Genomic DNA, 26,911 nt, shown 5'->3' with positions numbered 1-26,911 from the left:
GTGGAGGCTTGAGAGGAACTGCATGTTCGGAAATAACCTAGTTGACGTAAGCAAGAATTTTCAGTATAATTTTATACGCAAGCTTGGGCCTATAGCTCAGGGGTAGAGCAACCGGCTCATAACCGGTCGGTCCCTGGTTCGATCCCAGGTGGGCCCACCAAACTTGTATAAATTGAATCAATGAAACCTGCTCCGATTGGAGCAGGTTTTTTGTTATAATATAGATATGAAGAGTAGATAGTATGAAGGTCGATGGACCTGTTAGTATACGAGGTGGTTATGAAAGCAAGACCTATGATGGATCGTTTAGAGGCGGTCTTTGATATCGTTCCCCATGCAGAAGCTATTGCAGATATTGGAACGGATCATGGTTATTTAGCTGTTGAGTTAATTGTAAGAGGCAAGGCCAAACGCGTTATCGCTGGTGATGTTCATAAGGGCCCTTTGGAATCGGCCAAGTCCTATGTTACATCTCAAGGACTTAGCAGTGTGATCGACTGCCGCCTTGGTGATGGCTTGCAAGTTACTAAAAAGGGCGAATTAAACGGCGCCATCTGTTGCGGTATGGGTGGATTTTTAATGCGCGATATCGTTGAGAACGGTCCAGAACCGCTGGGGTTTTATGTGTTACAACCCCAGAATGGCCAGGCCGAATTACGCCAATATATGGTGGAAAAAGGATACCGTATTGTCAAAGAAATTATCATGAAGGATATGGGTAAAATGTACACTGCATTTGTAGCTGTTCGTTCTGACTGTGTCGATACATATGGTAACAATGCTAGCTATTCGATTCATTCTGACGATGCTCTTTATGATACATTGCCAAAAACCTCTATTCTTTGGTCTGTAGGGGCTTTATTAGCTAAAGAGAAACCTGCATTGTGGAATGAATATGTAGATTTTTTGATATATCAACGACAATGTGCGCTGGATGGCATGACAGTGGAACTTTCACATACGGAGAAATATAAACAATTACAACATGAAATAGATGAATTGGCCAGCTTGCGCTAATTATCGGTTAGGAGTGATACGATGGTGTTAGCAAAACAAATTATAGAATTGATGGAACAATGGGCACCGCCTCATTATGCTGAGTCATGGGATAATGTAGGCCTTATGGTGGGTTCGAAACAACGCGATGTATCCAAAATCATTACGACTCTCGATATTACATTTGAGGTTATAGAATATGCGATAGTTGAACAGGCCCAAATGATCATTAGCCATCATCCATTTATTTTTAAAGGTTTGAAATCATTACATTTAGATAGTCCTCAAGGAACATTAATCGAGAAACTGATAAAAAATGATATTGTTGTATATAGTGCACATACGAACTTAGATATTACCGTTGGCGGGCTCAATGATATGTTGGCGAACCGATTAGGATTGACGAATGTGAGAGGCTTTGTTCCGACCGGTTCTGATATGGTATATAAAATTACCACCTTTGTGCCGACCGATACTGCCGATGCAGTACGTGAAGCAATGGCTAGTGCTGGCGCTGGTCGTATTGGCAATTACGAATCATGTAGCTTTAGTTTTGCAGGCGAAGGTCGGTTTAGAGGTAATGATGAATCCCATCCGGTCATTGGTGAAGCTGGAACATTGACGGTTGTACCAGAGGTGGCCGTTAATGTTATCGTAGATGGTGCTCATAAACAGGCTGTTATCAATGCTATGAAAGAGGCTCACCCTTATGAAGAGGTGGCATACGAAGTATTTACGTTACATGAACCTAATGTAGGTCGTACGTTGGGTCGTATCGGTGAATTGTCTGAGACTATGGATTTTGAAAGCTTCCGCGAGCACCTCCAAGAATCTTTGCCACATGCTAATCTTAGATTTGGAGGCATTAAAAAAGATTCTATTAAAACGATAGCCCTTTGCTCTGGTGGTGGTGCAGAGTTTATCAAAAATGCAGTTAAGGCTGATGCATATGTAACAGGAGATGTAAAATACCATGATGCACAGCTAGCTAAAGAACTAGGTTTACTCGTCGTAGATGCAGGCCATTTTGGTACGGAAGAGATTGTGGCTGATGGTATCCGCGATTATTTACGAGACCAATCTGACAAAGGTGGCTGGGATATTACTGTACAATCCTTTGAGAACCAAGCAGATTTTTTCTTTGAATAAAAATCTATTTTAATAGTAAATTTCGATATTCTTGCATAGTATATACAGCTATGATAAACTGAATTGAAGCAAGTATGAAAGACGGTTGCGAGTCCATTGGACTCGAGGAAAGTCCGAGCTCCATAGGGCAGGATGCCAGATAACGTCTGGCGAGGGTGACCTTAGGGAAAGTGCCATAGAAAAGGAAACCGCCACGTCAGTGGTAAGGGTGGAAAGGTGAGGTAAGAGCTCACCAGCAGTCTGGTAACAGGCTGGCTCGGTAAACCCCATCCGGAGCAAGACCGAATAGGGAAGGGTTAACGGTGGTCCCGCCTACCTTCCGGGTTGTGTCGCTCGAGCGTGCAGGCGACTGTACGCCTAGAAAGATAATCGTCACCGCGCAAGCGGAACAGAACTCGGCTTAATGATTGCTTGCTTCTTATATAGTTTATAATATGTAACACATAAAGGAGGCCTTTCGATGGCTATTACTGCTATTACAAGCGTAGAACAATTTGATGAATTAGTATTAGGTTCTAAAGAGCTCGTTATTGTAGATTTTTGGGCTGGCTGGTGCGAACCTTGCACAGTTATGCGTCCAGAAGTAGAAGCTGTAGCAGAAAAATTGGACGGCCGCGTTAAATTCTTCAGCGTAGATGCAGAAGATAAGGCTTTGCGTCCTATTCTTTTAAAAGAAGATGTAGAAGGTATTCCTTCCATGGCATTCTTTAAAGAAGGCAAACTATTAGATCGTCTTGCAGGTTACAAAAAAGCTGCTGTATTAGAATCTTTGATCAATGAAGTGATTAAACAATTCTAATTGATGAGAACACCTAACTGGATAATAGTAGATATTATCTAGCTAGGTGATTTTTTTATCAATTTTTTTGATATATATACATAATGTCATAGTTTTATGTAATTTAAAATGATATAATAAGTTAATCGAGATAATATATCTCTCAATAGTTATAGTTGATTAGGTAATATATACATATTGCTGCAAAGTTGTTGTAAGGAGGCTGTATTCCATGAAAAATCGTGTGAACAGTTTATGGACTCTCTTCCAAGAGAGACGTCTCAGTCGACGTACATTTATGAAATCTTGCGTGGCGTTGACTGCTATTCTAGGGTTGCCACCTACTATGCTTAATACAGTTGTAAAAGCTGCAGAAACAACAGAATTACCTACTGTAATCTGGCTTCATGGTCACGAATGTACCGGTTGTAGCGAATCCTTTATTCGCTCTTCCTCACCATTTACATCCGATGTGATCTTGAATATGATTTCTTTGGAATATGATGATACATTGGCTGCAGCATCTGGAGAACCTTTAGAGGAACACCTTAAAAAAATCATTGCTGAGAAAAATGGCAAATATATCCTCGCTGTTGAAGGTGGGGTTCCATTGGATGAAAATGGTATCTACTGTACAGTAGGTGGCCGTACATTTAAGGAATCTTTATTAGAAGCTGCTAAAGGCGCTGCTGCAATTATCGAGTATGGTTCTTGTGCATCTTGGGGCGGTATTCAAGCGGCAAGACCAAATCCAACAAATACAGTGTCTGTATCCTCTGTTGTATCTGGTAAACCTATTATTAAAGTTCCTGGCTGTCCTCCAATTCCAGAGGTTATGACTGGTGTAGTTATGCACTACGCATTATTTGGTCAAATTCCTCCTTTGGATTCTCAAGGCCGTCCTAAACAATTTTATGGCAATCGCATTCACGATACTTGCTACCGTCGTGCGTTCTTTGACTCCGGTCTATTCGTTGAAGAATTTGACGATGATGCATCCAAAGCTGGTTGGTGCTTATATAAAGTAGGTTGTCGTGGACCTCAAACATATAATTCTTGTGGTAACTTGCGTTGGTGGAATGGTTTGTCCTATCCAATTCAATCCGGTCACGGTTGTATTGGTTGCTCTGAAAAAGGCTTCTGGGATAACGATGTATTCTACAAACGATTACCAGATATTCCATTGGCAAACACCATTACTACAGCTGATACAATCGGCACAGTAGCTGCTGTTGGTGCTACCGCTGCAGTTATCGTACATGGTGCTGCAACTCTTACGCGTAATAAAATTCTTGATATGAAAGAAGAAAAACGCTTGAAAGAACAAGGCTTATGGGATGAAAAGAAACATAATAATGGAGGAGGTCACTAATGAAACGCGTAGTAGTAGATCCGATTTCCCGTATTGAAGGTCATTTACGGGTAGAAATAAAAGTTGATGAAGCAAGTGGTAAGGTAGAGGACGCATTGTCCTCTGGTACTGCTTGGCGTGGCATCGAACTTGTTGCAAAGGACCGCGATCCTCGTGACCTTTGGGCATTTGTGCAACGTATTTGTGGCGTATGTACAACAACACATGCATTGGCAGCGTTACGTGCCGTAGAGGATGCACTTGGTATTTCCATCCCTAAAAATGCAAACTACATTCGTAATATCATGCATAGCTCTTTAGATGTACATGACCATCTCGTGCATTTCTATCATTTACATGCACTTGACTGGGTTAGCCCAGTAGCTGCACTTAGTGCGGACCCAGCTAAAACTGCACAATTACAAAATGACGTATTAGCTACTTATAATGTAAGTGGTTTGGCGCCAGCTGAAACTGCGTCTAAAGACTCTGCATATCCTAAAGAGTTCCCTAAAGCTACCACTGCCTATTTTGCAGCGGTACAACAAAAGGTTAAGAAAATCGTAGAATCTGGTCAATTAGGCATCTTCTCCGCTCAATGGTGGGATCATCCTGATTACCAATTATTGCCACCAGAAGTTCATTTGATGGCTGTATCTCATTACTTGAATATTCTAGACCGTCAACGTGACGTAGTTATTCCTCACGTTGTATTCGGCGGTAAAAACCCTCATCCACACTATATTGTAGGTGGTATGCCATGTGCTATTTCTATGAATGACATGAATGCACCTATCAATACACAGCGTCTTGCTGCTGTAGAACAATCTATTGCATTGGCTAAGGATTTAGTAAGTAATTTCTACTTGCCTGATTTATTAGCTATCGGCAAAATTTACGTTGAAAAAGGCATGGTCGATGGTGGTGGCCTTGCGAAAAAACGCGTTATGTCTTATGGCGATTATCCTGATGATTCGTATACAGGTATTGCTGATGGCGATTACCATAAAAAATGTATCGTTCGCTCTAATGGTGTTGTAGAAAACTTTGCATTAGGTGTAGAAAAAGCTACATTTATTCCATTAGAAGGCAAGGATTTCATGGATCCTCAATACCTCAGTGAAGAGGTTGATCACTCCTGGTTTGCATATCCAGATGGTACTAGCACACTTCATCCACTCGATGGTGTGACAGACCCTAAATTTACAGGTCCTAAATCTGGTACAAAAGAAAAATGGGAATACCTTGATGAAGATAAAAAATATTCTTGGATCAAGTCTCCAACTTTCAAAGGCAAAACAGCAGAAGTGGGTCCACTAGCTAAATATATCGTTGTATATACAAAGGTAAAACAAGGCATTATCACTGATCCAACTTGGGCTGAATCCATGATGGTTCGTCAAATCGATACTGTATCCCAAATATTGGGTGTGCCTGCTCATGTATGGATGACGACAATGGTTGGCCGTACCGCATGTCGTGGCCTTGATGCACAAGTGGCTTCTAATATTAGTCAATACTTCTTTGATAAACTCGTAGCTAACATCAAAAATGGTGATACTACTGTTGCGGATACATCTAAATTTGAGCCAAATAAATGGCCTAAGGATGCTAAAGGCGTTGGTCTTGTAGATGCACCTCGCGGCGGTTTGGGTCACTGGATTCATATTAAAGATGGTCGTTCTGCAAACTATCAATGTATCGTACCATCTACATGGAATGCATGTCCTAAGACAGCAGCTAACGAACATGGTGCATACGAAGATTCTATGATTGATACACATGTTAAGATTGCGGACAAACCTCTTGAAATCTTGAAAGTTATCCACTCCTTTGACCCATGTCTCGCATGTGCAACCCATTTATACAATAAAAAAGGCGAAAAAATTATTTCCGTCAATACTGATGCATTGTGTAAATAAAGGGTGGTGGGCTTATGTTAATACATACTGACAAAAAAGCGTATGTCGTATTTAGTTTATGGCTGCGCATATTCCACTGGACAATGGTGCTTTCCGTAACAGCTTTATTCTGGACTGGCCTTTATATTGGTGATCCAGGTTTTGCAGCTATTACAGGCCATCCGGAACCAACTTTCGCTATTGATGGCTGGTTCGCTATGGAGACGATGCGTCGTATCCACTTCATTGCGGGTGTTATTTTGACATTCTCCTTTATATTCCGATTTGCTGGTGCACTTTGGAATCGCGGAGATAGATTGTTGCCTAAATTCCGTCAAAAACGGTATTGGTATGGCCTTCGCGAAACAACATTACACTATTTGATGATTCCACAAAAGCATGAACATCACTGGTTACGTAACTCCTTGGCGAGAACGGCATATATGATGGTGTACATCATGTTCTTCTTTGAAATCATCACAGGTTTTTCTATGTATGCGATGATTGATCCTAATGGTATTATAGGAACTCTTTTTGCACCGATTATTACGCTATTTGGTGGTGAATATAAAGTTCATATTATCCATCACTATATTGCATGGGGCTTCTTATTCTTTACCATTATTCATGTGTACATGGCATTCCGAGAAGATGTTATGGAAGAATCTGGCGAAGTATCCGCTATGGTTTCAGGCATGAAATATTATGCCCATGATCCTATCGATATTGAAGACCTTAACGGTAAACGCCGTCGTGGTGAACGTATCGATAAACCATCTGGTACTACATATCGTCCAAGCAATCCTGACGATCCACGAGAAAAGGAATTAAAAGATGACTAATATAACCACTGAAGAACAATTTGGTGGCATAGAATACGCGGGCTCTGAGAGCCCGCGTATTGATTTACATGCCATTTATGATGATTATGAGAACTCTATTGTCGTTCTAGGGGTAGGTAATATTTTGCTTACTGATGAGGGCCTTGGAGTTCATGTTGTAGAAGATTTAAAAGCCAATTATACTTTCACCCCTCAGATAAGCTTGATTGATGGGGGAACGATGGGCATGGAATTATTGACCTATATGCGGGGCATGAAGAAAATCCTCTTGATTGACGCCGTTAACGGTGGCGAAGTACCTGGCACAATCTATGAGTTCCCACATCGCGAATTAGAACAGTATTTTACTGACCATATTTCTGTTCATGAAGTAGGCATGCAAGATATATTGCGCATTCGTGCCATTCAAGAAAATCCATTGGAAGATGCTATTGTTATAGGTGTTGAACCGGAGTCCTTAGACGTAGGATTTGAACCTAGCGCGCCTGTACAAAAGGCATTACCTGAGGTAAAAGAACGCGTTCTACGTGTTCTTCGCGAATGGGGCATACAAATCGAACCTAAATAAACTGATATGTTTATAGATAAATAAGAATAGATTGATAGGATGAGAAAGGAGGGACACTATGATTGAAAATTATAATAATGTACGTGCCGTTCTAAATGAGTTGCGTCAAGCACTAAAGCAATTACGTGAAACTGGTGCAACCTATTCCATATATATTGAGAAGACAGGCCTTGCTGAAGAAGAGCAAGTAGAGGTGCTAGAAACTTTAGGGCGTGGACATATTACGATTACCTTCAATGAAACAGATCAACCTGTAGAATGGTATGAATCTCAATTTTCTGGCATTTGGGTTGGTACCTATAAAAATGGTCGTGATGACTCAATCCTACATACGGTAGAGGTAGCTCGTTATCCTGAAGTCGTAGGTGCTTTTGATGAAGATATGGTGACAGCAGAAGAAGATCTTACGACATGGATTGATGCTGCGGGGCTATAAAACAAATAGTTTAATGCCTATATATATGATATGCGTAAAAGTGTATAAATATAACATTTTAATAAATGAATAGCTCATTAATAAGCGTTTAAGATAAGACTACAATATGAAGAGAATGAACCTCAAAATCCTGAAAAGTAGCATAGCTATGGGAATTATGAGGTTCATCTTCTTTATTGTCAACCTTTTAAATTTGCCTATATTGACGATTTAACGCTAAAATATAGAAGTAATCGACGGAGGATATATGTTAGTTTCAATTGTTGTACCTGTATATAATGAAGAAGAAAATATAGCTATTTTTTACAATGCCGTAACAAAAGTTATGACAGGTCTACCTTATGAATATGAACTTATCTATGTCGATGATGGATCTACGGACTCGTCTGTTGTCGTTTTGCGCGAGATTGCAAAACTCGATACGCGAGTTAAGGTCGTGTTATTGGCACGGAACTTTGGTCATCAGACTGCGTTGACATGTGGTCTTGATTATGCCAAAGGTGATGCGGTAATCACCATGGATGGTGATATGCAACATCCGCCGGCTTTGATTCCAGAACTGATACGTTTGTGGGAGGCTGGTTACGATGTGGTCCGTACCATACGCGACTCTACGGAGGATGCCAGCTGGGCAAAATCCTTCACATCTAAATATTATTATAAACTGATGAATAAAATGGCAGATGTTCCCATCGTAGAAGGGGGATCTGATTTTCGTTTAATGAATCGTAAGTCGCTAGAAACTTTGAAACATTTCCGTGAACACGGACGTTTCTTGCGTGGCATCGTTGGTGCGCTTGGCTATCGCCAAGCAGAACTTCACTTTGTTGCGCCTCCTCGCTTTGCAGGGGTTTCGAAATTCAGTGTGCGCAAAATGATTCGCTTTGCCCTTGATGGGGTTACTGCGTTTTCTCGCGTGCCATTGCGTGCGGCTTTGTATGTAGGTGTCCTATGTGGTGGCTTGAGTTTTCTCTTAATACTACATTTGCTCTACGTGTACTTAACGGGTCAAGCATTAAACGGGTGGACCACCTTGGGCGTGTCCGTATTATTTATCGGTGGTATCCAATTAGTCGGACTTGGCATTATCGGTGAATACGTAGGACGCGTATTCGAAGAGGTAAAACAACGTCCATTATATTGGGTGAAAGCTGCTATAAATTTTGATGGTGAAAATCCAGAAATAGCTTATGAACCATCAAAAGCTGATATATTTATAGCCAATCAAGTACCTGGCCCTGAAGAAGATAAAGACTAGCTGTATTTGTTGGATGCAAATAGAGAGACGGTTAGTATATTTTGAATAAGTAAACTCACTTTGAAGTTTTAGGAAGGAAGAATATGAAGTCAAAATATAGTAAGAGTAAAATTGCGGCATTAACATTAACATTTGTATGTGCTACCACTGCGATGGCAAGCGCTACAACATTACAATATGGTGATAAAGGTAGAAACGTAATTGCTGTACAACAACAATTAATTAAACACGGTTACAATGCAACCGATAAAAATGGTGTGTATGGTAAGGAAACAAAATGGGCTGTACGCCTATTCCAACAAGATCGTGGTTTACCTGTAGATGGTATTATTGGACCAGCAACGTACAATGCATTGATGGGTGCTCCTCGTACAACAAAAGCAGTATTATCCAATAATGCAGCTACAAAAGCAGTGGCAACAAAATCTGCTTTCACAAATCAAAATGCTCAATCTAGACGTCTTGCAGGCCAAAACGTTAAGTTGAATAATTTGAAAAAGGTACAAACGCCAAACAATATTCATGCTATTTTGGCAGAAGCCGATAAATACCGCGGTGTTCCGTATGTATTTGGCGGTACTACACCAAGTGGTTTTGACTGCTCTGGCTATGTTAAATATGTATTTGCAAAACAAGGTATTGCGTTGCCTCGTTTAGCGGATGAACAATACAATGTAGGTGTTGAAGTTTCCCGCGCGAACCTTAAAGCTGGTGATTTGGTATTCTTCGAAACCTATGAACCAGGTCCATCTCATTCCGGTATTTACATTGGCAATGGTAAATTTATCAGTGCTACATCTAGTCGTGGCGTAGCCGTAGCTGATCTTGATACTGGTTATTGGGGCGAACGCTATATTGGCGCGAAACGCGTTATATAATATATGGTTTCTCCATGTAGAACCATTGGTGAACTATATATGAGCCATAAAAAGGGGCTATACGAATCAATTATGTTCTGTTGATTTGTATAACCTCTTTTTTGTATCTCTTTTTATGGCAACTAGATGGAATAGAGAATGCTAATGACGGTTAATTATATCCGGATATATATAGGTTATAATAGATTTTCTATGGTTTTTACGTTATAATTAAGAGTAAATTATTTTAGGAGGAATATACACATGAAAGGTAATGAACTGCGTCAAGCATACTTGCAGTTTTTTGAAAGCAAAGGACATTTAAAATTAGATAGTTTTTCTCTTATACCAGAAAACGATCCGTCTCTATTATTGATCGGGGCAGGTATGGCGCCATTAAAGCCTTTCTTTACAGGTAAATTGGTACCTCCTTGTCATCGTATTACGACAAGCCAAAAATGTATGCGTACTGGTGACCTTGAAAACGTAGGCCGCACAGCACGTCACCATACATTCTTTGAAATGCTTGGTAACTTCTCCTTTGGAGATTACTTTAAAAAGGATGCTATTCATTGGGCATGGGAATTCTTAACAGAAGTTATTAAACTCGACAAAAACAGATTATATGTCACTGTATATCCAGATGACCAAGAAGCATATGATACATGGCACAACGATTGTGGCGTAGAAGAAAGCCACATTACACGCCTTGAAGATAACTTCTGGGAAATTGGTGAAGGTCCATGTGGTCCAGATAGCGAAATCTTCTTCGACCAAGGCCCTGAATATGGTTGTGATGATCCTAACTGTGCACCTGGTTGTGACTGTGACCGTTACCTTGAAATTTGGAACCTCGTGTTCACTCAATTCAATAAAATGCCAGATGGTTCTTATGAGCCATTGCAACATAAAAACATCGATACTGGCGCCGGTCTTGAACGATTGGCTTCCGTATTGCAACATTGCAAAACAAACTTTGAAACAGATTTGATTTTCCCAATCATCGAAGCGACTGCAAAACGGGCTGGTGTTAAGTATAACGAAGACCCAAATACAGATGTATCCTTGAAGGTTATTGCTGACCATGCTCGTGCTGTAACCGCATTGATTTCCGATGGTGTATTGCCATCCAACGAAGGTCGCGGTTACGTATTGCGTCGTATCTTGCGCCGTGCCGTACGTCATGGCCGTTTGCTTGGTATCGAAGGTCTATTCTTAACACCACTTATCGATGTAGTTGTAGATATTCTTGGCCCTGGTATCAAATCCATTGCTGAAAAACAAGACTTCGTTAAACGTGTCGTTCAAAACGAAGAAGAACGTTTCAACCAAACATTGGAACAAGGTCTTGAGTTATTGAATTCCTTAATCGATACATTGGCTGCTGAAAAAGCAACTGTAGTTCCTGGTACAGAAGTATTCAAACTATATGATACATATGGATTCCCTTGGGAATTAACAGAAGAAATCGCATCCGAACGCGGTTTCACAATCGACCATGAAGGCTTTGACGCTGCCATGAAAGAACAACGTGAACGCGCTCGTGAAGCTCGCGTAAAAGAAGATGCTAAGGTAGCTACACCAGATATTACATTCTTAAAAGACGAAGAACTTGTAGAAAATGAAGCAGAAACTGCATCCTCTGTATTGATGCTTGGTAAAGGCTCTGAACGTTTACAAACAGCTGTTGATGGTGATGAAATCACTGTTATTGTGCGCACTACACCATTCCATGCAGAAGGTGGCGGTCAATTAGGTGATACTGGCTTTATCGTTGGTCCAATGGGCAAGGTAGAGGTTCATAATACAAAACGCTTACCAGAAGGTACTGTATACCACATCGGTACTGTTGTAGAAGGTTCCATCTCCGAAGGCGATGATGTAACGCTTGAAGTAGATACAGCTCGTCGTGCAGCGATGGCTCGTAATCATACAGCAACTCACTTGTTACATGCTGCATTAAAACGCGTGCTTGGCGAACATGTTAACCAAGCAGGTTCTTTGGTAACACCTGATTACTTGCGTTTCGATTTCACACATTTCTCTCCTGTAACACAAGAGGAACTTGATCAAATCGAAGCCCTTGTAAATGAAGAAATCCTTAAGGCTACAGATCTTGCTATTGCTGAAATGTCTATGGACGAAGCAAAAGCGAAAGGTGCTATGGCACTCTTTGGCGATAAATATGGCGATGTAGTTCGCGTAGTAGAGGTTCCTGGTTTCTCCGTTGAATTGTGCGGCGGTTCTCATGTAGGCAATACAGCTTTCATCAGTTCCTTCCGCTTAACATCTGAATCCGGTATCGGTTCTGGTGTACGTCGTATCGAAGCGATTACAGGTCGTGCCGCTCTTGATGCAGCAAAACATGATCGTTTGACTATTGAACGCATTGCTAGTGAATTAAAAACTAAACCTGCCCAAGTAGAAGAACGTTTGCACCAAGTATTGGCAGAGGCTAAAGAAACAGCTAAAGAATTAGATCAAATTCGCAAAGAGGTTTCTGCTGCAGGTGCTGCTGATATCGTAGCTGGTAAGGTTATAATTGGCGATGTAGCATTTGTTGCTGCGTCTGTGAAAGCATCCTCTATTGATGAATTGCGTGATTTCGCTGATATGGGCCTTGATAAATTAGATGGTTCTGGCGTAGTACTCGTAGGTGCCGCTATGGGCGATGACAAGGTAAACTTTGTATGTAAAGTTTCCAAAGATGTTGTCGGTAAAGGCGTAAAAGCTGGTAATATCGTTAAAGCAGCAGCTCAAGTAGCTGGTGGTAATGGCGGTGGTCGTCCAGATATGGCGCAAGCAGGTGGTAAAGAACCAGCTAAATTGATGGATGCATTAAAAGCAGCTGGCGAAGCTGTTAAAGAAGCTCTTAACGCATAATACGTTCTATAGGTATATCTTGCATATGCTATAATAGAAACATACAATACATATATGTGGGCCACGTACGTGGCCCATTCATACAAAGGAGGGATACCCATGAAGGTTTCAGATGAAACTATGTTATTCCGTAAAGTAGACGATGAACCGATGACTGCCGAAGAGGTATTGACTCGCGTTTATAAATCTATTCAAGAAAAAGGATATAATCCTATCAATCAAATCTTAGGTTATCTTATCTCTGGGGATCCAGCGTACATTACAAGCTATAATAATGCACGTAGTGATATTCGCCGTTTAGAACGTGATGATTTAATCGAAGAATTATTAAAAGAATACGCAAAGGCTAAACAACTATAATGAGAATTATGGCATTAGACGTAGGTAGTCGCACCATTGGCATCGCATGTAGTGATGCGCTATTGATGACTGCTCAAGGTATAGAAACGATTCGTCGTACATCCTTAGAAAATGACTTTAACCGATTGCGTGAATTGATTTCAGAATACGAAGTGCATGAACTCGTAGTGGGCATGCCGAAGAATATGAACGGCACCAAGGGTGAGCGCGCTGAAAAAACGGAAGAATTTGTCGAAAAAATGAAGGCGGTCATCGACTTGCCTGTTACATTTTGGGATGAACGTTTATCTACCGTTATGGCCGAACGTCAACTTATCGCAGCTGATGTGAGTCGTAAAAAACGAAAGGGCGTCATCGATAAAATGGCTGCTGTCGTTATTTTACAAGGCTATTTAGACAGACTACAATTTAGTAAATCTTAATTCGCATAGATATCTAATGCGAATATCATACAGGTTCTTATATACATAATAAAGGAGGGAATACCCATGGTTGATCAAAATTACGAAGGTGAAATTTTCTATCTCGAATTTGAAGATGAAGATGGTAATAAACAATATTTTACAGAAGATGTAATCTTGAATCATGAAGGTCAAGAATACGCTGTACTTGTTCATGTACAAGATGAAGAACATGAAGGTCAAGATGATACATATATGATTTTGGCTCGCATCGAAACAAACGATGAAGGCGAAGAGGAATATGTTCCATTAGATGAAGATGATGAAAACTTCGAAGTATTGGTAAATATGTACGAAGCAATGGGTGAAGAAGAGTAATTTCTAAGCTCTCAAAGACTCTAGTATAACGGTTGTTATACTAGGGTCTTTTTTGTAATTGTAATCTCTTGTGTACTAATTGACTCATGGTAATTTGGTATGATAGATAATATAAAAGAAGAGATACATCGAAAGCCTTTAATATGGTATAATAAGATGATATACAATGGTTTGTAATAGAAAGGAACTCATCCATGAGAAAAGCCTTAAAATATGTTTCCGTAGGTGTTCTTAGCCTTGCTATTTTAGGTGGTGGTGCTTTAGGTGCATCCTATTTTGTACCAAATACCTTTAACGATGACGGTGGATCTCAAGTCCTCGTAATAGGCAAGGATGCAACAGGAACAGAAATTGCCGATATGCTCTATGAACATGGACTAATTCGGTCTACACAGGTGTTTAAATTATGGTTAGCTCTTAGTGGAACCGGTTCAAAACTACAATCTGGTCACTACCAAATTCCAAATAAGGTATCGGTCCATGAATTAATTAACTTATTACAAGAGGGTCACGTTGAGTCCATTAAATTAACGATTCCTGAAGGGTATACCGTAGGGGATATCGCCATTGCTCTTGAAAAAGCTCAAATTATGAAAGCTTCTGATTTCTTGGCAGAGGCGAAAACATTCGTCCCATACCCATATATGAAGGGTACTAAACCGACTACATATCCTGTAGAAGGTTTCCTTTTCCCAAGCACTTATGAAGTGCCAGTTGGTGCTACGCCAAAGGATGTCATTTTGATGATGTCTGAGCAAATGAATCGCTATTTAACACCAGCTGTAAAAAAACAAATTCAAGCACAACACATGAGTATTCATGATTTTGTAACCTTAGCATCCATCGTTGAACGTGAATCATTATATGATGCGGATCGCCCAACCATTGCGGGTGTATTTAAGAAACGCTTAGCACATGGTATTCCATTGCAATCTGATGCAACTATTTCTTATGTTCTTGGTTATGCAAAGGAAAATGTAACGCTTGGAGATACGCAGTTACAAAGTCCTTACAATACATATGTAAGTAAAGGTTTGCCACCAGGACCGATTGCAAACCCTGGTAAAAAGGCGTTAGATGCGGTTCTTCATTCTGAAGATACAGATTATCTATACTTTGTAGCAGATAAAGATGGTCATAATCATTTCTCCAAAACATATGCTGAGCATATGGCTGAGGTTGAAAAAATTTATGGTGCTGAACAAGCGAGTGCAGGCTCTTCTAATCAAGGTCAGGCTCCTGCATTGGCACAAGCTGGTCCTAACTATGACGTAGCGGCTACATCCGAACCTGATTATAACTATAGCTCTGCAGAGGCTGTAGCGGCAGATTCTCAATATGTAGATGTAGAACCAACATATACATATACACCGACAACTGTACCGGCAGCAACTCAAGTAACGCCAGCGCCAGCAGCACCAGCGGCGACTGAACAACCGGCTACAACATCATCGCCTAGCCAAATACCAGAAAGCATGCAACAAGTAGTTCCACAGCAATCAGCACCGGTTCAATCGGCGCCAGCAGCGGAAGAACCTCGTGTGATCAGACCTAGCACACCAACGGCACCTGCTTCTGGTAATAATCGCGGCGGCGTTGATAGATAATCAGCGTATTTAGATACTGTAAACTATTATATTGTATTAGCATGTCATATACGCACAGTAATTTGTGCGTATATGATTACTTTCATAGTCAAATATATAGCGGGAATTTATAATACATTTTATGGAATTAAATGAGATATTAAATGAGCAGCGTATTTACGCGATGATTAATAATGTACCCATCCTTCGGGAATCTGAGGTGCATTTATTTGAAGAATTGATTGGATTATATCGGCCCACCTCTGTGCTAGAGGTGGGCACCGCCATTGGTTACTCTACATTACTGATGGCACCTCTTATTGAACGAGGCGGGAAAATCACATCTATTGAATTGGATGAGGTTCGCCATGAGATGGCGAAATATTATATAGGTCAATCCGAGTATAAGGATCAAATCACGTTGATTAAAGGTGATGCGAAGGACGTATTAACACAAATTAAAGGTGAATATGATCTCGTATTTCTCGATGGCCCAAAGGGACAATATCTTAATCAGCTAGAGGTCATATTGCCTCATGTGAAAGAAGGTGGCGTCATCCTTGCCGATAATGTTCTCTTTAGAGGCTATGTGCGTGGCGACAAAGAGGCTCCGCATCGATTCAAAACTATTGTTAAGCGATTACAAGCGTATTTAGCATATGTAGAAAATAAAGAATTATTTAACACCACCATTTACCCGATGGGAGATGGCATGAGTGTAAGTGTGTGGAAAGGACACAACAAATAATGGCAGATCATTTTATGGAATTGCTTTGTCCAGCAGGTAATATGGACAAATTAAAAATGGCCATTCGCTATGGTGCGGATGCCGTTTATTGTGCAGGCAAACGATTTGGTTTGCGTGCTGGTAACTCCAATTTTTCCGACGAAGAATTGAAGGAAGCCGTTCAATTTGTGCATGAACATGGTAAAAAAATCCACGTTACATGCAATATCATTCCTCATAACGAGGACTTTGAAGGTCTTGAAGACTATTTGAAATTTCTTGAAAGTATCGGTGTAGATGCGATTATCGTTGCTGATATGGGCATCTTTAGCTTGGCTAAACGCGTAGCACCAGGCCTTGAACTTCATGTAAGTACACAAGCATCCACGACGAACTGGCATACTGTGCAAATGTGGAAGGAACTTGGTGCGGCTCGCGTTGTAGCAGCTCGCGAAGTATCTGTAGCGGATCTTAAGGAAATGAAGGAACATGTAGATATTGAAATCGAGTCTTTCGTTCATGGTTCTATGTGTATTTCCTATTCTGGCCGTTGCCTCTTATCTAACTATATGACAGGTACACGCGATGCTAACCGCGGTCAATGTTCTCAATCTTGCCGTTGGAAATACAGCATTGTAGAATCTAATCGCCCTGGTGAATATTATCCAATCGAAGAAGATGAACATGGTACATACATCTTTAACTCCAAGGATTTATGCCTCATTCATCGCATTCCAGAATTGTATGAAGCAGGCATCGATAGCCTTAAAATTGAAGGTCGCATGAAATCCGTTCACTATTGTGCAACGGTAGCTAAGGTATACCGTACAGCTATCGATACCTATTTGAAAGAACGTGAAAACTGGTACGTTCGTCCAGAATGGATTGCTGAATTAGAAAAAATTTCCCACCGCCCTTACACAGATGGCTTTGCGAATGGTCGCCCTGATGAAAGCGCACAAAACTACGGGAAATCTACAAATACTCAATCCCATGATTTCATCGGTTTAGTGCTTGGCTATAACGATGAAGAAAAATATGTTGACCTTGAACAACGTAATAACTTTAAGGTTGGTGATAAGGTAGAATTCTGCCAACCTAAGGGTGAACTCGTAGAGGCTGTTATCGAAAAAATGACAGACGAAGATGGTAATCCTATCGACGTAGCACCTCATGCGCAAATGAAGGTTCGTTTGTATATGGATACAAAATTGGAACCATATTCCATGATGCGCCGCGAGTGCAAGGTGAAAGCAGAGTAACATGGTACATGAAAATACTGCTACTATGTCAATGCTTGACGAAATGACACCTGATGAGACGATACCGTTACGCGATAATCAAGAACCATTGATGCCGTCCCGTTCATTGTCAGGCTTTCCTGAACCGCCTTCGTATAGCGGCACAGGGGAGGAAGGATATTTGTACTTTCACATAGATCCAAAACATACCAATTATGTCAATCGCATCTTAGAAGGCTATGAATACGTAGGTGTTATGACTAGCCTAGACAAGTCGGGGCGCTGCATGGTGCGGTGTACACCGGATACGCGTAGTCTAGCCAGCGAAATCCTATCTCGCTTGCCAGAGGTTACCTTAGAAATATAGTTCAATAACATCGATTAGAGAATTATCCAAATTTAGGAGAATAATAATGAAATGTAATGTATTAAAACGCGCATTAGTCTTAACAGCACTTGGTGCCTCTATGGCAACCGCTGCTTTTGCAGCGCCAAATGGCCCTGTCATGATTCCACAACCAGGTACGGTTGTTGTGATTAATCATAATCCAGATGTAACATTTGCTGGCAATATTAACTTTGATGTTGAAAGCCAAGAAAACAATAATTTGAAAATTGGTTCTACTGTTGTACCAAATGTATTATATGGTGCTGTATTCAACAAGTCCGGTGCTCCTGATACAATTGTGCCAGCACAAACCTATGTATTTACAGGTGCCAAAGAAGTGCCTGCTGCGTTGACATCTCCTAGCGATGAAGGCAAACCAGGTGCAACTTGGTCTGTGGAAACTATTAAGAAAACTAAATCTGGTGATATTCAAGTAGCTAGCCGTGGTGTACCTGAAAAACCATTGGGCGTACAACTGGAAATCATTAAAGACACTTTCACAATGGGCGCTATCGACAATAGTAAAACTGTACAAGGTCAAAACAGCAAGGGGACATTGTACATGACCGTTCCTAAGGATTTAAAACTCAATCCTAGTAACGACATTCCGGCGGACGTGCGCGAAACCATGCCGGCTATGCTTCGTGGCCGCATGGGTGAATCCATGATGGTTAACCTATTGCCACTAAACGATGAAGAAAAACAACAACTTCGCAATAACCCGCACAATGCGAATGCTATCGTATTTAACCGCGCTATGGGAATGGCGAGCAGCATCGGCAACTCCGCTAAACAAAGCAAAGTATATACATATATGAAAGACCATTACCTTAACATGATTATTGTTGCAAAAGATTACGACGATAATGGTGCTCATGGTAGCGGCGTTTTGATGGTATCTAAACAAGACAATTCCGACGACGTAATGTTGATCCTATTCAAGGGCCCAGACATTACAAACTCTAAAATTGAAAAAGTAATTGGATCCATGCTATCTGCGCACTTTGAACGTAAATAGATAGTTCTTGGAAATACTACAGGCCTGTACTAATTTGAGGGACACGTTAATAGAGCGTGTTTTAAGAATAGAACAGGCCTGTACTAATTTTAGGAAGATGTGTATGCGTATCTTTAGAAATAGAACAGGCCTGTACTAATTTTTAGAGAGATGTGTATGCGTGCCTTTAGGAATAGAACAGGCCTGTACTAATTTTTAGAGAGATGTGTATGCGTGCCTTTAGGAATAGAACAGGCCTGTAGTAATTTTTAGAGAGATGTGTATGCGTATCTTTAGAAATAGAACAGGCCTGTACTAATTTTTAGAGAGATGTGTATGCGTGCCTTTAGAAATAGAACAGGCCTGTACTAATTTTAGGAAGATGTGTATGCGTGCCTCTAGAAATAGAACAGGCCTGTACTAATTTGAGAGACATGTTAATAGAGTATATTTAGAAATAGAACAGGCCTGTTCTATTTTTTAGGAGGTACTTATATAGTTGAAATTTTTTAGGACCTATGATAAGATATCTTAGTAAAAGTGATGCAAAGGACATGATTCTTATATCCCTGTGTACCAGAGAGAGGCAGATGCTGGAAATGCCTTACACATATATTAGAGTTACCCCCTTTAAACTGATTTGTTGAACTTAAGTAGGCAAATACGGCAGCCACCGTTATCGGGCTTAATGAAGTGAATGAACTGTATCCTTGTGATGCGGTGAATTAACTAGGGTGGAACCGCGAATGATCTTCGTCCCTTGTTTTGTAGGGATAGGGGGTCTTTTTTTATTACAAAAATCCAGTCTATCCTAGATAATAAATTGGAGGAAATTAAAATGGCAGATGTAAAAATCATTTTACCTGATGGTAGTGCAAAGGAATACGCTGCTGGCACTACTCTTGGGGAAGCAGTAAAAAAATTGTCTAATAGTTTGGCTAAAAAAGTGTTAGCAGCCAATGTAAATGGAGAATTAACAGACCTTCGTGAAGAACTTGTAGATGGTTCTGAAGTAGCGTTTTTAACATTCGAAGAAGATGGTGGTAAACACACATTACGTCACACAGCTTCTCATGTTATGGCACAAGCGGTTAAACGCTTATGGCCAGAAGCAAAATTGGCTATCGGTCCTGCTATCGATAAAGGTTTCTACTACGATATCGATATGGAGCATACATTGACTCCTGAAGATTTGACTAAAATCGAAAAGGAAATGAGCCGTATTGTGAAAGAAAACTTGCCTATCACTAAATCCGTAATGTCTCGTCAAGAGGCTATCGAGTTCTTCAAATCTAAAAACGAAGATTACAAGGTAGAATTGATCGAAGACCTTCCTGAAGATGCTGTGATTTCTTGCTATGCACAAGGCGATTTTGTTGACCTTTGTGCAGGTCCTCACGTTGCATCCACTGGTAAGGTGAAAGCTTTCAAATTACAAAGCATTGCAGGTGCATACTGGCGCGGCGATGAAAAGAACAAAATGTTGCAACGTATCTACGGTACAGCATTTGAAAAGAAAGAAGAACTAGATGCATACCTTCACATGCTTGAAGAAGCGGCTAAACGCGACCACCGTAAACTTGGTAAAGAACTTGGTTTGTTCGTTATCAAAGAAGAAGGTCCTGGCTTCCCATTCTTCTTGCCAAAAGGCATGGCTCTTCGCAACGAATTGGAAAACTTCTGGCGCGAAGTACATCATGATTTCGAATATGATGAAATCCGCACACCAATCATCTTGAATAAACATTTGTGGGAAACATCTGGTCACTGGGATCATTACCGTGAAAATATGTATACTACAATCATTGATGACGAAGAATATGCAATTAAACCTATGAACTGCCCAGGCGGTATCTTAGTTTACCAAAACGAAATGCATTCCTACCGTGACTTGCCACTTCGTTATGCAGAACTTGGCCTAGTTCACCGTCATGAATTATCTGGCGCACTACACGGCTTGTTCCGCGTTCGTGCTTTCACACAAGACGATGCGCACGTATTTATGTTGCCTGAACAAATGCAATCCGAATTGATGAAAGTTATCGAATTGTTCGACCGTATCTATAGCCAATTCGGTTTGAAATACCATGTTGAATTGTCTACTAAACCAGACAATGCAATGGGTGATGATGCAATTTGGGAAGCAGCTACAGAAGCATTGCGTAACGCTATCGAAGCAAAAGGCATCGATTATGTTATCAACCCTGGCGACGGCGCGTTCTATGGTCCTAAACTCGATTACCATATCGAAGATTCCTTGGGCCGTACATGGCAATGTGGTACTATCCAATTGGATATGAACTTGCCTGAACGCTTTAACGTAGAATACATTGGTGAAGATGGTCAAAAACATCGTACTATCATGATTCACCGTGCATGCTTCGGTTCCATGGAACGTTTCATCGGTATCTTGACTGAACACTATGCTGGTGCATTCCCAACTTGGATGGCACCTGTTCAAGTGAAAGTATTACCTATTTCAGAAAAACACGTGGAATACGCTAACCAATTGGCAAAACAAATGCGCCATGACTACGTTCGCGTAGAAGTAGACGATCGCAACGAAAAAATTGGTTACAAAATTCGCCAAGCACAAATGGAAAAAGTTCCTTACATGCTCGTTGTTGGCGATAAAGAAATGGAAGATAATTCCGTTAACGTACGTAAACACGGCGGCGACGAATTGGGTACAGTTCCATTCGACGAATTCTTCAATTCCATTAAAATTGAAATTAAAGAACGCAACTAATTATATAATTGTTGATATATCTGATTATTTATCTATCATTTTTTGATGGATTTAACGATATTTGGTCAATAATAATTTAGTATAAAAAATCCTCTTATATACTGGACAGTTATCTTTAGATTTTATAATCTAATAGTAGCAGTTCATATATAAGGGGATTTTTCTTTTATTATAGTATCGGGAGAAATTATAATGAACATCTTATTATGATTAGGTGGTGACCTTGTGTGGAGAAGTCAAGTTTAGCTTCAATTTTGCAACGTAAAAAGAATAAAAATCTTACGCTCGCTCATCGTCAATTATGGGGGATGATTGACTTGGTTTATAAAGATTTCTATGATAAAGAATCTAAAATCTATGATGCTGGCAATGTAACACGTGAAGAATTTTCTATTATTAAACATGTGTATAAGACGAAACATGTAGTAACTTATACGGAACTCAAAGCCTTGTTAAATAACAAACACCTTAGTCATGTGGGGTGGGTTATAAAAAATCTTGAGAAAAAAGGTTTAGTTACCACTGTAAAACATTGGAGCGACCAACGATCTCGGGATGTTATGCTAACAAAGAAAGGAGTTCGTACCTACGAACGCATATCATCAACGCATAATAAGGTAATGGGGGCCTTGTTTTCTCAAATACCTAAAGAACAACGAGAACAAACAACAAGACTATTAATTCATATACATAATAGAATGGCAAAGAAACCTATAGCTAACTTTATTGATTCGGATTATATCCAATAAAAATAAATAGAACAGGCCTGTACTAATTTTGGGAAGGTGTGAATGTGCATCTTTAGAAATAGAACAGGCCTGTACTAATTTGGGGAAGGTGTGAATGTGCGTCTCTAGAAATAGAACAGGCCTGTACTAATTTGAGGAAGATGTGTATGTGCGCCTCTAGAAAAAGAACAGACCTGTACTAATTTTGGGAAGGTGTATATATGCGTCTCTAGAAAAAGAACAGGCCTGTTCTAATTTGAGGAAGGTGTGAATGTGCGTCTCTAGAAATAGAACAGGCCTGTACTAATTTGAGGAAGATGCGTATGTGCGTCTCTAGAAAAAGAACAGGCCTGTACTAATTTGGGGAAGGTGTGTATATGTGTCTCTAGAAATAGAACAGGCCTGTACTAATTTTAGGAAGGTGTATTAACGGTCCCAAGAAATGATACAGGCCTGTAGTATTTTAGGCAATCTCTATCCAGTGCCAGTATGTAAGTGCAAATACGAGCATCATTACATAGCCGATGATGGTCAAAGGAATACCTGTTGTCATGAATGTTTTTACGTCGAATGTGTCTGTACCATAAGCCACCATACCTTGTGGTGAGTTTACTGGTAATACTAGACCAAAGCAGATGGCATATTGCATGATCATGGTTACGCCAATTGGATTGAGTCCTTCTGCATTATGACCTACAACGATGGAGATAACGATTGGTATCATCGCTGATGAAAGGGCGGTAGCAGAGGCAAATCCTAGATGGATTACGATGAGGAATGCAGCCATGATGGCAATCAACAAGAACACCGTAGCGGATTCTAAAGAGAATGCGTTAACGAATACTTGAGCGAGCCATGTGGCTGCTTTTGTTTTAAGTAAAACTGTACCGAGACCGATACCAGCACCGAACATAACGATGGAACCCCAGTCGATATTTGGTTGTGCGAATTTCCAATCCATAATACCAATTTTAGGGAAGAAGAATAGGGCAATCGCTATGATTGTAGTAGTTGTAGTATCGATGGAATGTAATTTACCACCTGTAGCCCACAATGCAAGTAAACCGATGGAGATGCATAAGAGTTTCTTTTCATCGGTGCTCATAGGTCCAATTTCTTGGCGCATCTTAGCGAGTTGTACATCGCCGCCGACGAGTTCTTTGAATTCTGGTTTAATTAATGCTTGTGTTAAGAAGTAGGCAATAATTACCATGATGATGGAAAATGGAGCAGCAGCTGTGAGCCAGTCAATCCAGCTAACAGATGTATTCATCTGTGTTTGCATAAATCCTACGGCCACAAGGTTTTGGGCGGCCGCCGTTTGAATCATGATATTCCAGAATGTATCAGCCTGTACAGCGCCCACCATGAGAAGGGCCGCAACGCGGCTTTTACGTTCAATACCTAAGTTCTCAACGATACCGATGATAATCGGAGCGAGGCAAGCAATACGGGCTGTTGCACTTGGAACAAAGAATGCTAGGATAAGGCCCGTAATGATAACGCCGAGATAAATGCGACTTACCTTGGTGCCGACGCTAGATAAAACGAGCATGGCGATGCGTCGGTCGAGGCCCGTTTTACGCATGGCCACCGAGATAAACATGGCTGCACCAACGAGGATCATAGCAGGTGATGAAAAACCAGAAATGATGAGCTTTAATGCGTTAGCGGTGCCCATCATTTTAGCAGGGGCCTCAGGATTTGGTGAGAAACCGAGTAATAAGGCCGTAAGGGCTGTGATCATGGTCGCACTGACCGGATAGGATACAGCCGATGTCATCCATAGGATGATGGCAAAGGCGAGGACACCAATCATGCGATGGCCACCAGTGGATAATGTTTCAGGCGTTGGTAATAATAAAATGACACCTAAAACAATAAATGCGAGAATAAGTCCGATATTTTGTGCTGTCGTAGGACCCTTCGGAGGAGCCGCAGTATGCTGTGTTGTGTTAGTACTACTTACTGTACTCATAATAAACACTCCTTTCTGTAGCTATTATTATACAGTATTTCATAAATAAGTATGTGATAATATATAAGAATATTGTATACATACGAGGGTATCATTATAATTAAAATGAGATGTATGGACCTGTACGAAATTCATAAACTTTGTTATACTATAGGAGTTGTAATAATAAATATATGGGAAAGTACAAGATTAGTGTTGACTTTCACCAGTCAATTTGTTATTATAATTAAGTAATTTATGAAGCAGAGGCCATCCGCCACTCACCTAATACCATGAAGTATGAGGTTACATATAGAGAACTCTATTCGGATGGTGTATGCCATCCGTTTTTTTATTCTCTTGGAGGTGAAAGCTATTAGCAAGGATACACCACGCATTAATGAAGAGATTCGTGCTCGTGAACTTCGTGTCGTAGGTCCTGAAAACGAACAAATCGGTATTATGTCTGGCCGTGAGGCGTTGGCATTGGCTGAAGAAAAGCATCTTGATCTTGTGGAAATTGCACCTAACGCTAAACCACCAGTAGCTCGCATTATGAACTACGGTAAATATCGTTATGAACAACAAAAACGCGAGAAAGAAGCGAAAAAGAAACAAAAAATCGTAACTTTAAAAGAAGTTAAGTTACGTCCACATATTGAAGACCATGACTTTTACGTAAAAATGAAAAACGCATCCAAATTCTTGGGTGAAGGTAACAAAGTAAAAGTAACCATCATGTTCCGCGGTCGTGAACTTTCTCACCCTGAACTTGGCATGGCAGTGTTGACACGTTTTGCTGAAGAACTCAAAGAAACGGCGTCTATTGAAAAAGCAGCTAAATTAGAAGGTCGTAATATGACCATGATTTTAGTAAGTAAATAGGATATTGGGAGGATTATAATTATGCCAAAAATTAAAACTCGTCGCGCAGCGGCTAAACGTTTCGCAGTAACTGGTACTGGTGAATTCAAGCGTGCAAAAGCTTTCAAAAGCCACATTCTTGAGAAAAAATCTCCAGCTCGTAAACGTAATTTACGTAAAGCTACATTGGTTGCTAAATCTGACTACAAACGCGTAGTTAAATGCTTACCATACGCTTAATCGCTAACTATTAGATTGATATATCGTAATTTAGGAGGAATATACAATGGCAAGAGTGAAAAAGGGCGTTACAGCTCATGCACGTCATAAAAAGATTTTGAAATTAGCTAAAGGTTACCGCGGTACTCGTTCTCGTTTGTTCAAAAAAGCTAACGAAACAGTAATGAAAGCGTTGTACTATGCTCGTCGTGACCGTCGTGCGAAAAAACGCGAATTCCGTCAATTGTGGATTGCTCGTATCAACGCAGCAGCTCGCATCAATGGCACAACTTATAGCCGTTTCATCGCTGGTTTGACTAAAGCAGGCGTTGAAGTTAACCGTAAAATGTTGGCTGACTTGGCAGTTAACGATGCAGCAGCATTCGCTAAACTTGTTGAAGTAGCTAAAAACGCTTAATAGCATACCATAACGAATTAAGGACTCTCTTTGGAGGGTCCTTTTTTGTATGGTGAAAGCCTCCTCTAGTACGATGGTACAGAAACAATAAAAAGGAGATTTACTAGTTCATGGCGAAATACTCAGTATAGATATTTCGTTAACAAATCTCAGGTAGAGGAGGGATTAGTATGAACGTATTAAAGAAAGCTTTAGTTTTAGGGGCCGTAGGTGCTATGTTAGCCATACCAGGCTATGCAAAAGTTGTAACTGGTAGCCAATCAGATGCCAATTTAGATTTAAAATATCCTTTGGTATATACTGATTCTGCTTATGCTCAACAAGCGATTAATACAGATATCGCAAACTATGTGCTAGAAGCAAAGGATATGTATTACAACCAACATATTTATAAGGTGGCTCAAAATTATAAGGTAACCTATGAAGATAGCCAAGTTGTTTCCATTCTATTGACGACCTATCATTACTATGCCGGTGCCGTTCATGGTATGACTAATACCAGAGGACTTGTATATAATAAAATAACAGGTCAACGTGTTCCTCTATACAATTATGTAAAAATCGCTAATGCAGAACAGTTGGACAGAGGATTACGATTTTATGTATTAGATTACTACACAGGTTCCCATACAAAGAGCCGTATTCCTCAAGGCTGGAGTGTAAAATATGTAACTGATAACTACTGCCTACGCGGTAAGGGGAACATCGATCTAGTTTACCAACCATATGAATTAGGACCTTATTCTAATGGCACTACCTATATTGGATTTACACCGCAATCTATTGAATACTTTAACCGCATGAACTCGTAATAAAGGTGGCGTTATATTGTATGTAACATTATTAATGATACCCATCGGACTGTTCTTACTGGTGATT

26 protein-coding genes, 1 tRNA gene, 1 other RNA gene and 1 other annotated feature are annotated in these 26,911 nt (G+C 40.4%); of the genes, 27 read left to right on the top strand and 1 reads right to left on the bottom strand.

The window, feature by feature from the left end; genetic code table 11:
- The first annotated feature begins 85 nt into the window (after window positions 1-85).
- The 23 genes from O3598_RS06055 to O3598_RS05945 all read left to right on the top strand — a co-directional run bounded on the left by O3598_RS06055 (window position 86) and on the right by O3598_RS05945 (window position 22,595).
- Window positions 86-160 (top strand) — tRNA-Ile (locus O3598_RS06055).
- Window positions 161-279: 119 nt separating this feature from the next.
- Window positions 280-1,017, top strand: a complete 738-nt coding sequence (locus tag O3598_RS06050) for a tRNA (adenine(22)-N(1))-methyltransferase (protein ID WP_371445102.1) — start codon at window positions 280-282, stop codon at window positions 1,015-1,017.
- Between the two features lie 21 nt (window positions 1,018-1,038).
- Complete coding sequence (locus O3598_RS06045) at window positions 1,039-2,145, top strand: Nif3-like dinuclear metal center hexameric protein (protein ID WP_371452152.1); 1,107 nt, start codon at window positions 1,039-1,041, stop codon at window positions 2,143-2,145.
- A gap of 65 nt (window positions 2,146-2,210) precedes the next feature.
- Window positions 2,211-2,567, top strand: an RNA gene (gene rnpB / locus O3598_RS06040) — RNase P RNA component class A.
- Window positions 2,568-2,605: 38 nt separating this feature from the next.
- Complete coding sequence (locus tag O3598_RS06035; RefSeq protein WP_005376172.1) at window positions 2,606-2,944, top strand: thioredoxin family protein; 339 nt, start codon at window positions 2,606-2,608, stop codon at window positions 2,942-2,944.
- 211 nt (window positions 2,945-3,155) lie between these two features.
- Window positions 3,156-4,295 (top strand): hydrogenase small subunit, encoded by a 1,140-nt coding sequence (locus O3598_RS06030; protein ID WP_371452150.1) that lies wholly within the window; start codon window positions 3,156-3,158, stop codon window positions 4,293-4,295.
- A complete protein-coding gene (locus O3598_RS06025; protein ID WP_371452149.1) occupies window positions 4,295-6,196 on the top strand; it encodes a nickel-dependent hydrogenase large subunit in 1,902 nt (633 codons plus the stop codon). Before O3598_RS06030 ends, O3598_RS06025 begins: the two co-directional genes overlap by 1 nt.
- Window positions 6,197-6,210: 14 nt before the next feature.
- Complete coding sequence (gene cybH, locus O3598_RS06020) at window positions 6,211-7,017, top strand: Ni/Fe-hydrogenase, b-type cytochrome subunit (protein WP_005376195.1); 807 nt, start codon at window positions 6,211-6,213, stop codon at window positions 7,015-7,017.
- Window positions 7,010-7,585 carry a HyaD/HybD family hydrogenase maturation endopeptidase gene (locus tag O3598_RS06015; RefSeq protein WP_005376020.1) on the top strand — a complete coding sequence of 192 codons (576 nt, stop codon included), beginning with the start codon at window positions 7,010-7,012 and terminating at the stop codon, window positions 7,583-7,585. Before cybH ends, O3598_RS06015 begins: the two co-directional genes overlap by 8 nt.
- A 58-nt stretch (window positions 7,586-7,643) precedes the next feature.
- The gene (locus tag O3598_RS06010) at window positions 7,644-8,021 is read left to right on the top strand and encodes a hydrogenase expression/formation C-terminal domain-containing protein (RefSeq protein ID WP_005376242.1); all 378 of its coding nucleotides are present in this window, start codon (window positions 7,644-7,646) and stop codon (window positions 8,019-8,021) included.
- Window positions 8,022-8,268: 247 nt separating this feature from the next.
- On the top strand, window positions 8,269-9,279 hold the full coding sequence (locus O3598_RS06005; protein WP_156718423.1) for a glycosyltransferase family 2 protein: 1,011 nt from the start codon (window positions 8,269-8,271) through the stop codon (window positions 9,277-9,279).
- An 83-nt stretch (window positions 9,280-9,362) separates the two neighbouring features.
- Entirely contained in the window at window positions 9,363-10,157 is a 795-nt protein-coding gene (locus O3598_RS06000; protein ID WP_016475778.1) for a C40 family peptidase, read from the top strand.
- A gap of 243 nt (window positions 10,158-10,400) precedes the next feature.
- Window positions 10,401-13,019 carry an alanine--tRNA ligase gene (gene alaS, locus O3598_RS05995; protein ID WP_371452147.1) on the top strand — a complete coding sequence of 873 codons (2,619 nt, stop codon included), beginning with the start codon at window positions 10,401-10,403 and terminating at the stop codon, window positions 13,017-13,019.
- Between the two features lie 99 nt (window positions 13,020-13,118).
- On the top strand, window positions 13,119-13,379 hold the full coding sequence (locus tag O3598_RS05990; protein ID WP_005376219.1) for an IreB family regulatory phosphoprotein: 261 nt from the start codon (window positions 13,119-13,121) through the stop codon (window positions 13,377-13,379).
- A complete protein-coding gene (gene ruvX, locus O3598_RS05985; RefSeq protein ID WP_005380531.1) occupies window positions 13,379-13,801 on the top strand; it encodes a Holliday junction resolvase RuvX in 423 nt (140 codons plus the stop codon). Before O3598_RS05990 ends, ruvX begins: the two co-directional genes overlap by 1 nt.
- Window positions 13,802-13,867: 66 nt before the next feature.
- Window positions 13,868-14,158, top strand: coding sequence for a DUF1292 domain-containing protein (locus tag O3598_RS05980; protein WP_005376289.1), 291 nt, complete (start codon window positions 13,868-13,870; stop codon window positions 14,156-14,158).
- Between the two features lie 194 nt (window positions 14,159-14,352).
- The gene (gene mltG / locus O3598_RS05975) at window positions 14,353-15,765 is read left to right on the top strand and encodes an endolytic transglycosylase MltG (protein WP_371452145.1); all 1,413 of its coding nucleotides are present in this window, start codon (window positions 14,353-14,355) and stop codon (window positions 15,763-15,765) included.
- Window positions 15,766-15,886: 121 nt separating this feature from the next.
- Window positions 15,887-16,492: an O-methyltransferase gene (locus O3598_RS05970; protein ID WP_005382665.1), complete on the top strand. Its 606-nt coding sequence runs from the start codon at window positions 15,887-15,889 to the stop codon at window positions 16,490-16,492.
- Window positions 16,492-17,733, top strand: coding sequence for a peptidase U32 family protein (locus O3598_RS05965; RefSeq protein WP_105084666.1), 1,242 nt, complete (start codon window positions 16,492-16,494; stop codon window positions 17,731-17,733). The genes O3598_RS05970 and O3598_RS05965 overlap by 1 nt, the downstream gene beginning before the upstream one ends.
- 1 nt (window position 17,734) lies before the next feature.
- Window positions 17,735-18,079, top strand: a complete 345-nt coding sequence (locus O3598_RS05960; RefSeq protein WP_005380637.1) for a DUF4911 domain-containing protein — start codon at window positions 17,735-17,737, stop codon at window positions 18,077-18,079.
- A gap of 46 nt (window positions 18,080-18,125) precedes the next feature.
- Window positions 18,126-19,118, top strand: coding sequence for a hypothetical protein (locus O3598_RS05955; protein ID WP_371452143.1), 993 nt, complete (start codon window positions 18,126-18,128; stop codon window positions 19,116-19,118).
- Between the two features lie 513 nt (window positions 19,119-19,631).
- Window positions 19,632-19,861: a binding site (T-box leader), on the top strand.
- Between the two features lie 74 nt (window positions 19,862-19,935).
- Window positions 19,936-21,846 (top strand): threonine--tRNA ligase, encoded by a 1,911-nt coding sequence (gene thrS, locus O3598_RS05950; RefSeq protein ID WP_005380602.1) that lies wholly within the window; start codon window positions 19,936-19,938, stop codon window positions 21,844-21,846.
- Window positions 21,847-22,073: 227 nt separating this feature from the next.
- The gene (locus tag O3598_RS05945; RefSeq protein WP_287503338.1) at window positions 22,074-22,595 is read left to right on the top strand and encodes a MarR family winged helix-turn-helix transcriptional regulator; all 522 of its coding nucleotides are present in this window, start codon (window positions 22,074-22,076) and stop codon (window positions 22,593-22,595) included.
- A gap of 442 nt (window positions 22,596-23,037) precedes the next feature.
- Here the strand turns inward: O3598_RS05945 and O3598_RS05940 are convergent, their stop codons facing one another.
- Window positions 23,038-24,552, bottom strand: coding sequence for a DASS family sodium-coupled anion symporter (locus O3598_RS05940; RefSeq protein WP_371452141.1), 1,515 nt, complete (start codon window positions 24,550-24,552; stop codon window positions 23,038-23,040).
- 309 nt (window positions 24,553-24,861) lie between these two features.
- Between O3598_RS05940 and infC the strand changes: the two genes are divergently transcribed.
- The 4 genes from infC to O3598_RS05920 all read left to right on the top strand — a co-directional run bounded on the left by infC (window position 24,862) and on the right by O3598_RS05920 (window position 26,844).
- Window positions 24,862-25,416, top strand: coding sequence for a translation initiation factor IF-3 (gene infC, locus O3598_RS05935; RefSeq protein ID WP_005376236.1), 555 nt, complete (start codon window positions 24,862-24,864; stop codon window positions 25,414-25,416).
- A 21-nt stretch (window positions 25,417-25,437) separates the two neighbouring features.
- Window positions 25,438-25,635, top strand: coding sequence for a 50S ribosomal protein L35 (gene rpmI / locus O3598_RS05930; RefSeq protein WP_005376016.1), 198 nt, complete (start codon window positions 25,438-25,440; stop codon window positions 25,633-25,635).
- 46 nt (window positions 25,636-25,681) lie between these two features.
- Window positions 25,682-26,032, top strand: coding sequence for a 50S ribosomal protein L20 (gene rplT / locus O3598_RS05925; RefSeq protein ID WP_005376311.1), 351 nt, complete (start codon window positions 25,682-25,684; stop codon window positions 26,030-26,032).
- 170 nt (window positions 26,033-26,202) lie between these two features.
- A complete protein-coding gene (locus O3598_RS05920) occupies window positions 26,203-26,844 on the top strand; it encodes a polysaccharide deacetylase family protein (RefSeq protein WP_371452139.1) in 642 nt (213 codons plus the stop codon).
- Window positions 26,845-26,911: the final 67 nt, after the last annotated feature.

The sequence above is a fragment of the Veillonella atypica genome (assembly GCF_041431435.1).
GTDB lineage: Bacteria > Bacillota > Negativicutes > Veillonellales > Veillonellaceae > Veillonella > Veillonella atypica.
The sequence above is the reverse complement of the archived record's forward strand: the minus strand, read 5'-3'. Positions and strand labels throughout refer to the sequence as shown.

Excerpts from the sequence above, each read along its gene's own strand:
- O3598_RS06050 (WP_371445102.1), top strand. The coding sequence starts at position 280 with ATGAAAGCAAGACCTATGATGGATCGTTTAGAGGCGGTCTTTGATATC.
- O3598_RS06045 (WP_371452152.1), top strand. The coding sequence starts at position 1,039 with ATGGTGTTAGCAAAACAAATTATAGAATTGATGGAACAATGGGCACCG.
- O3598_RS06035 (WP_005376172.1), top strand. The coding sequence starts at position 2,606 with ATGGCTATTACTGCTATTACAAGCGTAGAACAATTTGATGAATTAGTA.
- O3598_RS06030 (WP_371452150.1), top strand. The coding sequence starts at position 3,156 with ATGAAAAATCGTGTGAACAGTTTATGGACTCTCTTCCAAGAGAGACGT.
- O3598_RS06025 (WP_371452149.1), top strand. The coding sequence starts at position 4,295 with ATGAAACGCGTAGTAGTAGATCCGATTTCCCGTATTGAAGGTCATTTA.
- cybH (WP_005376195.1), top strand. The coding sequence starts at position 6,211 with ATGTTAATACATACTGACAAAAAAGCGTATGTCGTATTTAGTTTATGG.
- O3598_RS06015 (WP_005376020.1), top strand. The coding sequence starts at position 7,010 with ATGACTAATATAACCACTGAAGAACAATTTGGTGGCATAGAATACGCG.
- O3598_RS06010 (WP_005376242.1), top strand. The coding sequence starts at position 7,644 with ATGATTGAAAATTATAATAATGTACGTGCCGTTCTAAATGAGTTGCGT.
- O3598_RS06005 (WP_156718423.1), top strand. The coding sequence starts at position 8,269 with ATGTTAGTTTCAATTGTTGTACCTGTATATAATGAAGAAGAAAATATA.
- O3598_RS06000 (WP_016475778.1), top strand. The coding sequence starts at position 9,363 with ATGAAGTCAAAATATAGTAAGAGTAAAATTGCGGCATTAACATTAACA.
- alaS (WP_371452147.1), top strand. The coding sequence starts at position 10,401 with ATGAAAGGTAATGAACTGCGTCAAGCATACTTGCAGTTTTTTGAAAGC.
- O3598_RS05990 (WP_005376219.1), top strand. The coding sequence starts at position 13,119 with ATGAAGGTTTCAGATGAAACTATGTTATTCCGTAAAGTAGACGATGAA.
- ruvX (WP_005380531.1), top strand. The coding sequence starts at position 13,379 with ATGAGAATTATGGCATTAGACGTAGGTAGTCGCACCATTGGCATCGCA.
- O3598_RS05980 (WP_005376289.1), top strand. The coding sequence starts at position 13,868 with ATGGTTGATCAAAATTACGAAGGTGAAATTTTCTATCTCGAATTTGAA.
- mltG (WP_371452145.1), top strand. The coding sequence starts at position 14,353 with ATGAGAAAAGCCTTAAAATATGTTTCCGTAGGTGTTCTTAGCCTTGCT.
- O3598_RS05970 (WP_005382665.1), top strand. The coding sequence starts at position 15,887 with ATGGAATTAAATGAGATATTAAATGAGCAGCGTATTTACGCGATGATT.
- O3598_RS05965 (WP_105084666.1), top strand. The coding sequence starts at position 16,492 with ATGGCAGATCATTTTATGGAATTGCTTTGTCCAGCAGGTAATATGGAC.
- O3598_RS05960 (WP_005380637.1), top strand. The coding sequence starts at position 17,735 with ATGGTACATGAAAATACTGCTACTATGTCAATGCTTGACGAAATGACA.
- O3598_RS05955 (WP_371452143.1), top strand. The coding sequence starts at position 18,126 with ATGAAATGTAATGTATTAAAACGCGCATTAGTCTTAACAGCACTTGGT.
- thrS (WP_005380602.1), top strand. The coding sequence starts at position 19,936 with ATGGCAGATGTAAAAATCATTTTACCTGATGGTAGTGCAAAGGAATAC.
- O3598_RS05940 (WP_371452141.1), bottom strand. The coding sequence starts at position 24,552 with ATGAGTACAGTAAGTAGTACTAACACAACACAGCATACTGCGGCTCCT.
- infC (WP_005376236.1), top strand. The coding sequence starts at position 24,862 with ATGGTGTATGCCATCCGTTTTTTTATTCTCTTGGAGGTGAAAGCTATT.
- rpmI (WP_005376016.1), top strand. The coding sequence starts at position 25,438 with ATGCCAAAAATTAAAACTCGTCGCGCAGCGGCTAAACGTTTCGCAGTA.
- rplT (WP_005376311.1), top strand. The coding sequence starts at position 25,682 with ATGGCAAGAGTGAAAAAGGGCGTTACAGCTCATGCACGTCATAAAAAG.
- O3598_RS05920 (WP_371452139.1), top strand. The coding sequence starts at position 26,203 with ATGAACGTATTAAAGAAAGCTTTAGTTTTAGGGGCCGTAGGTGCTATG.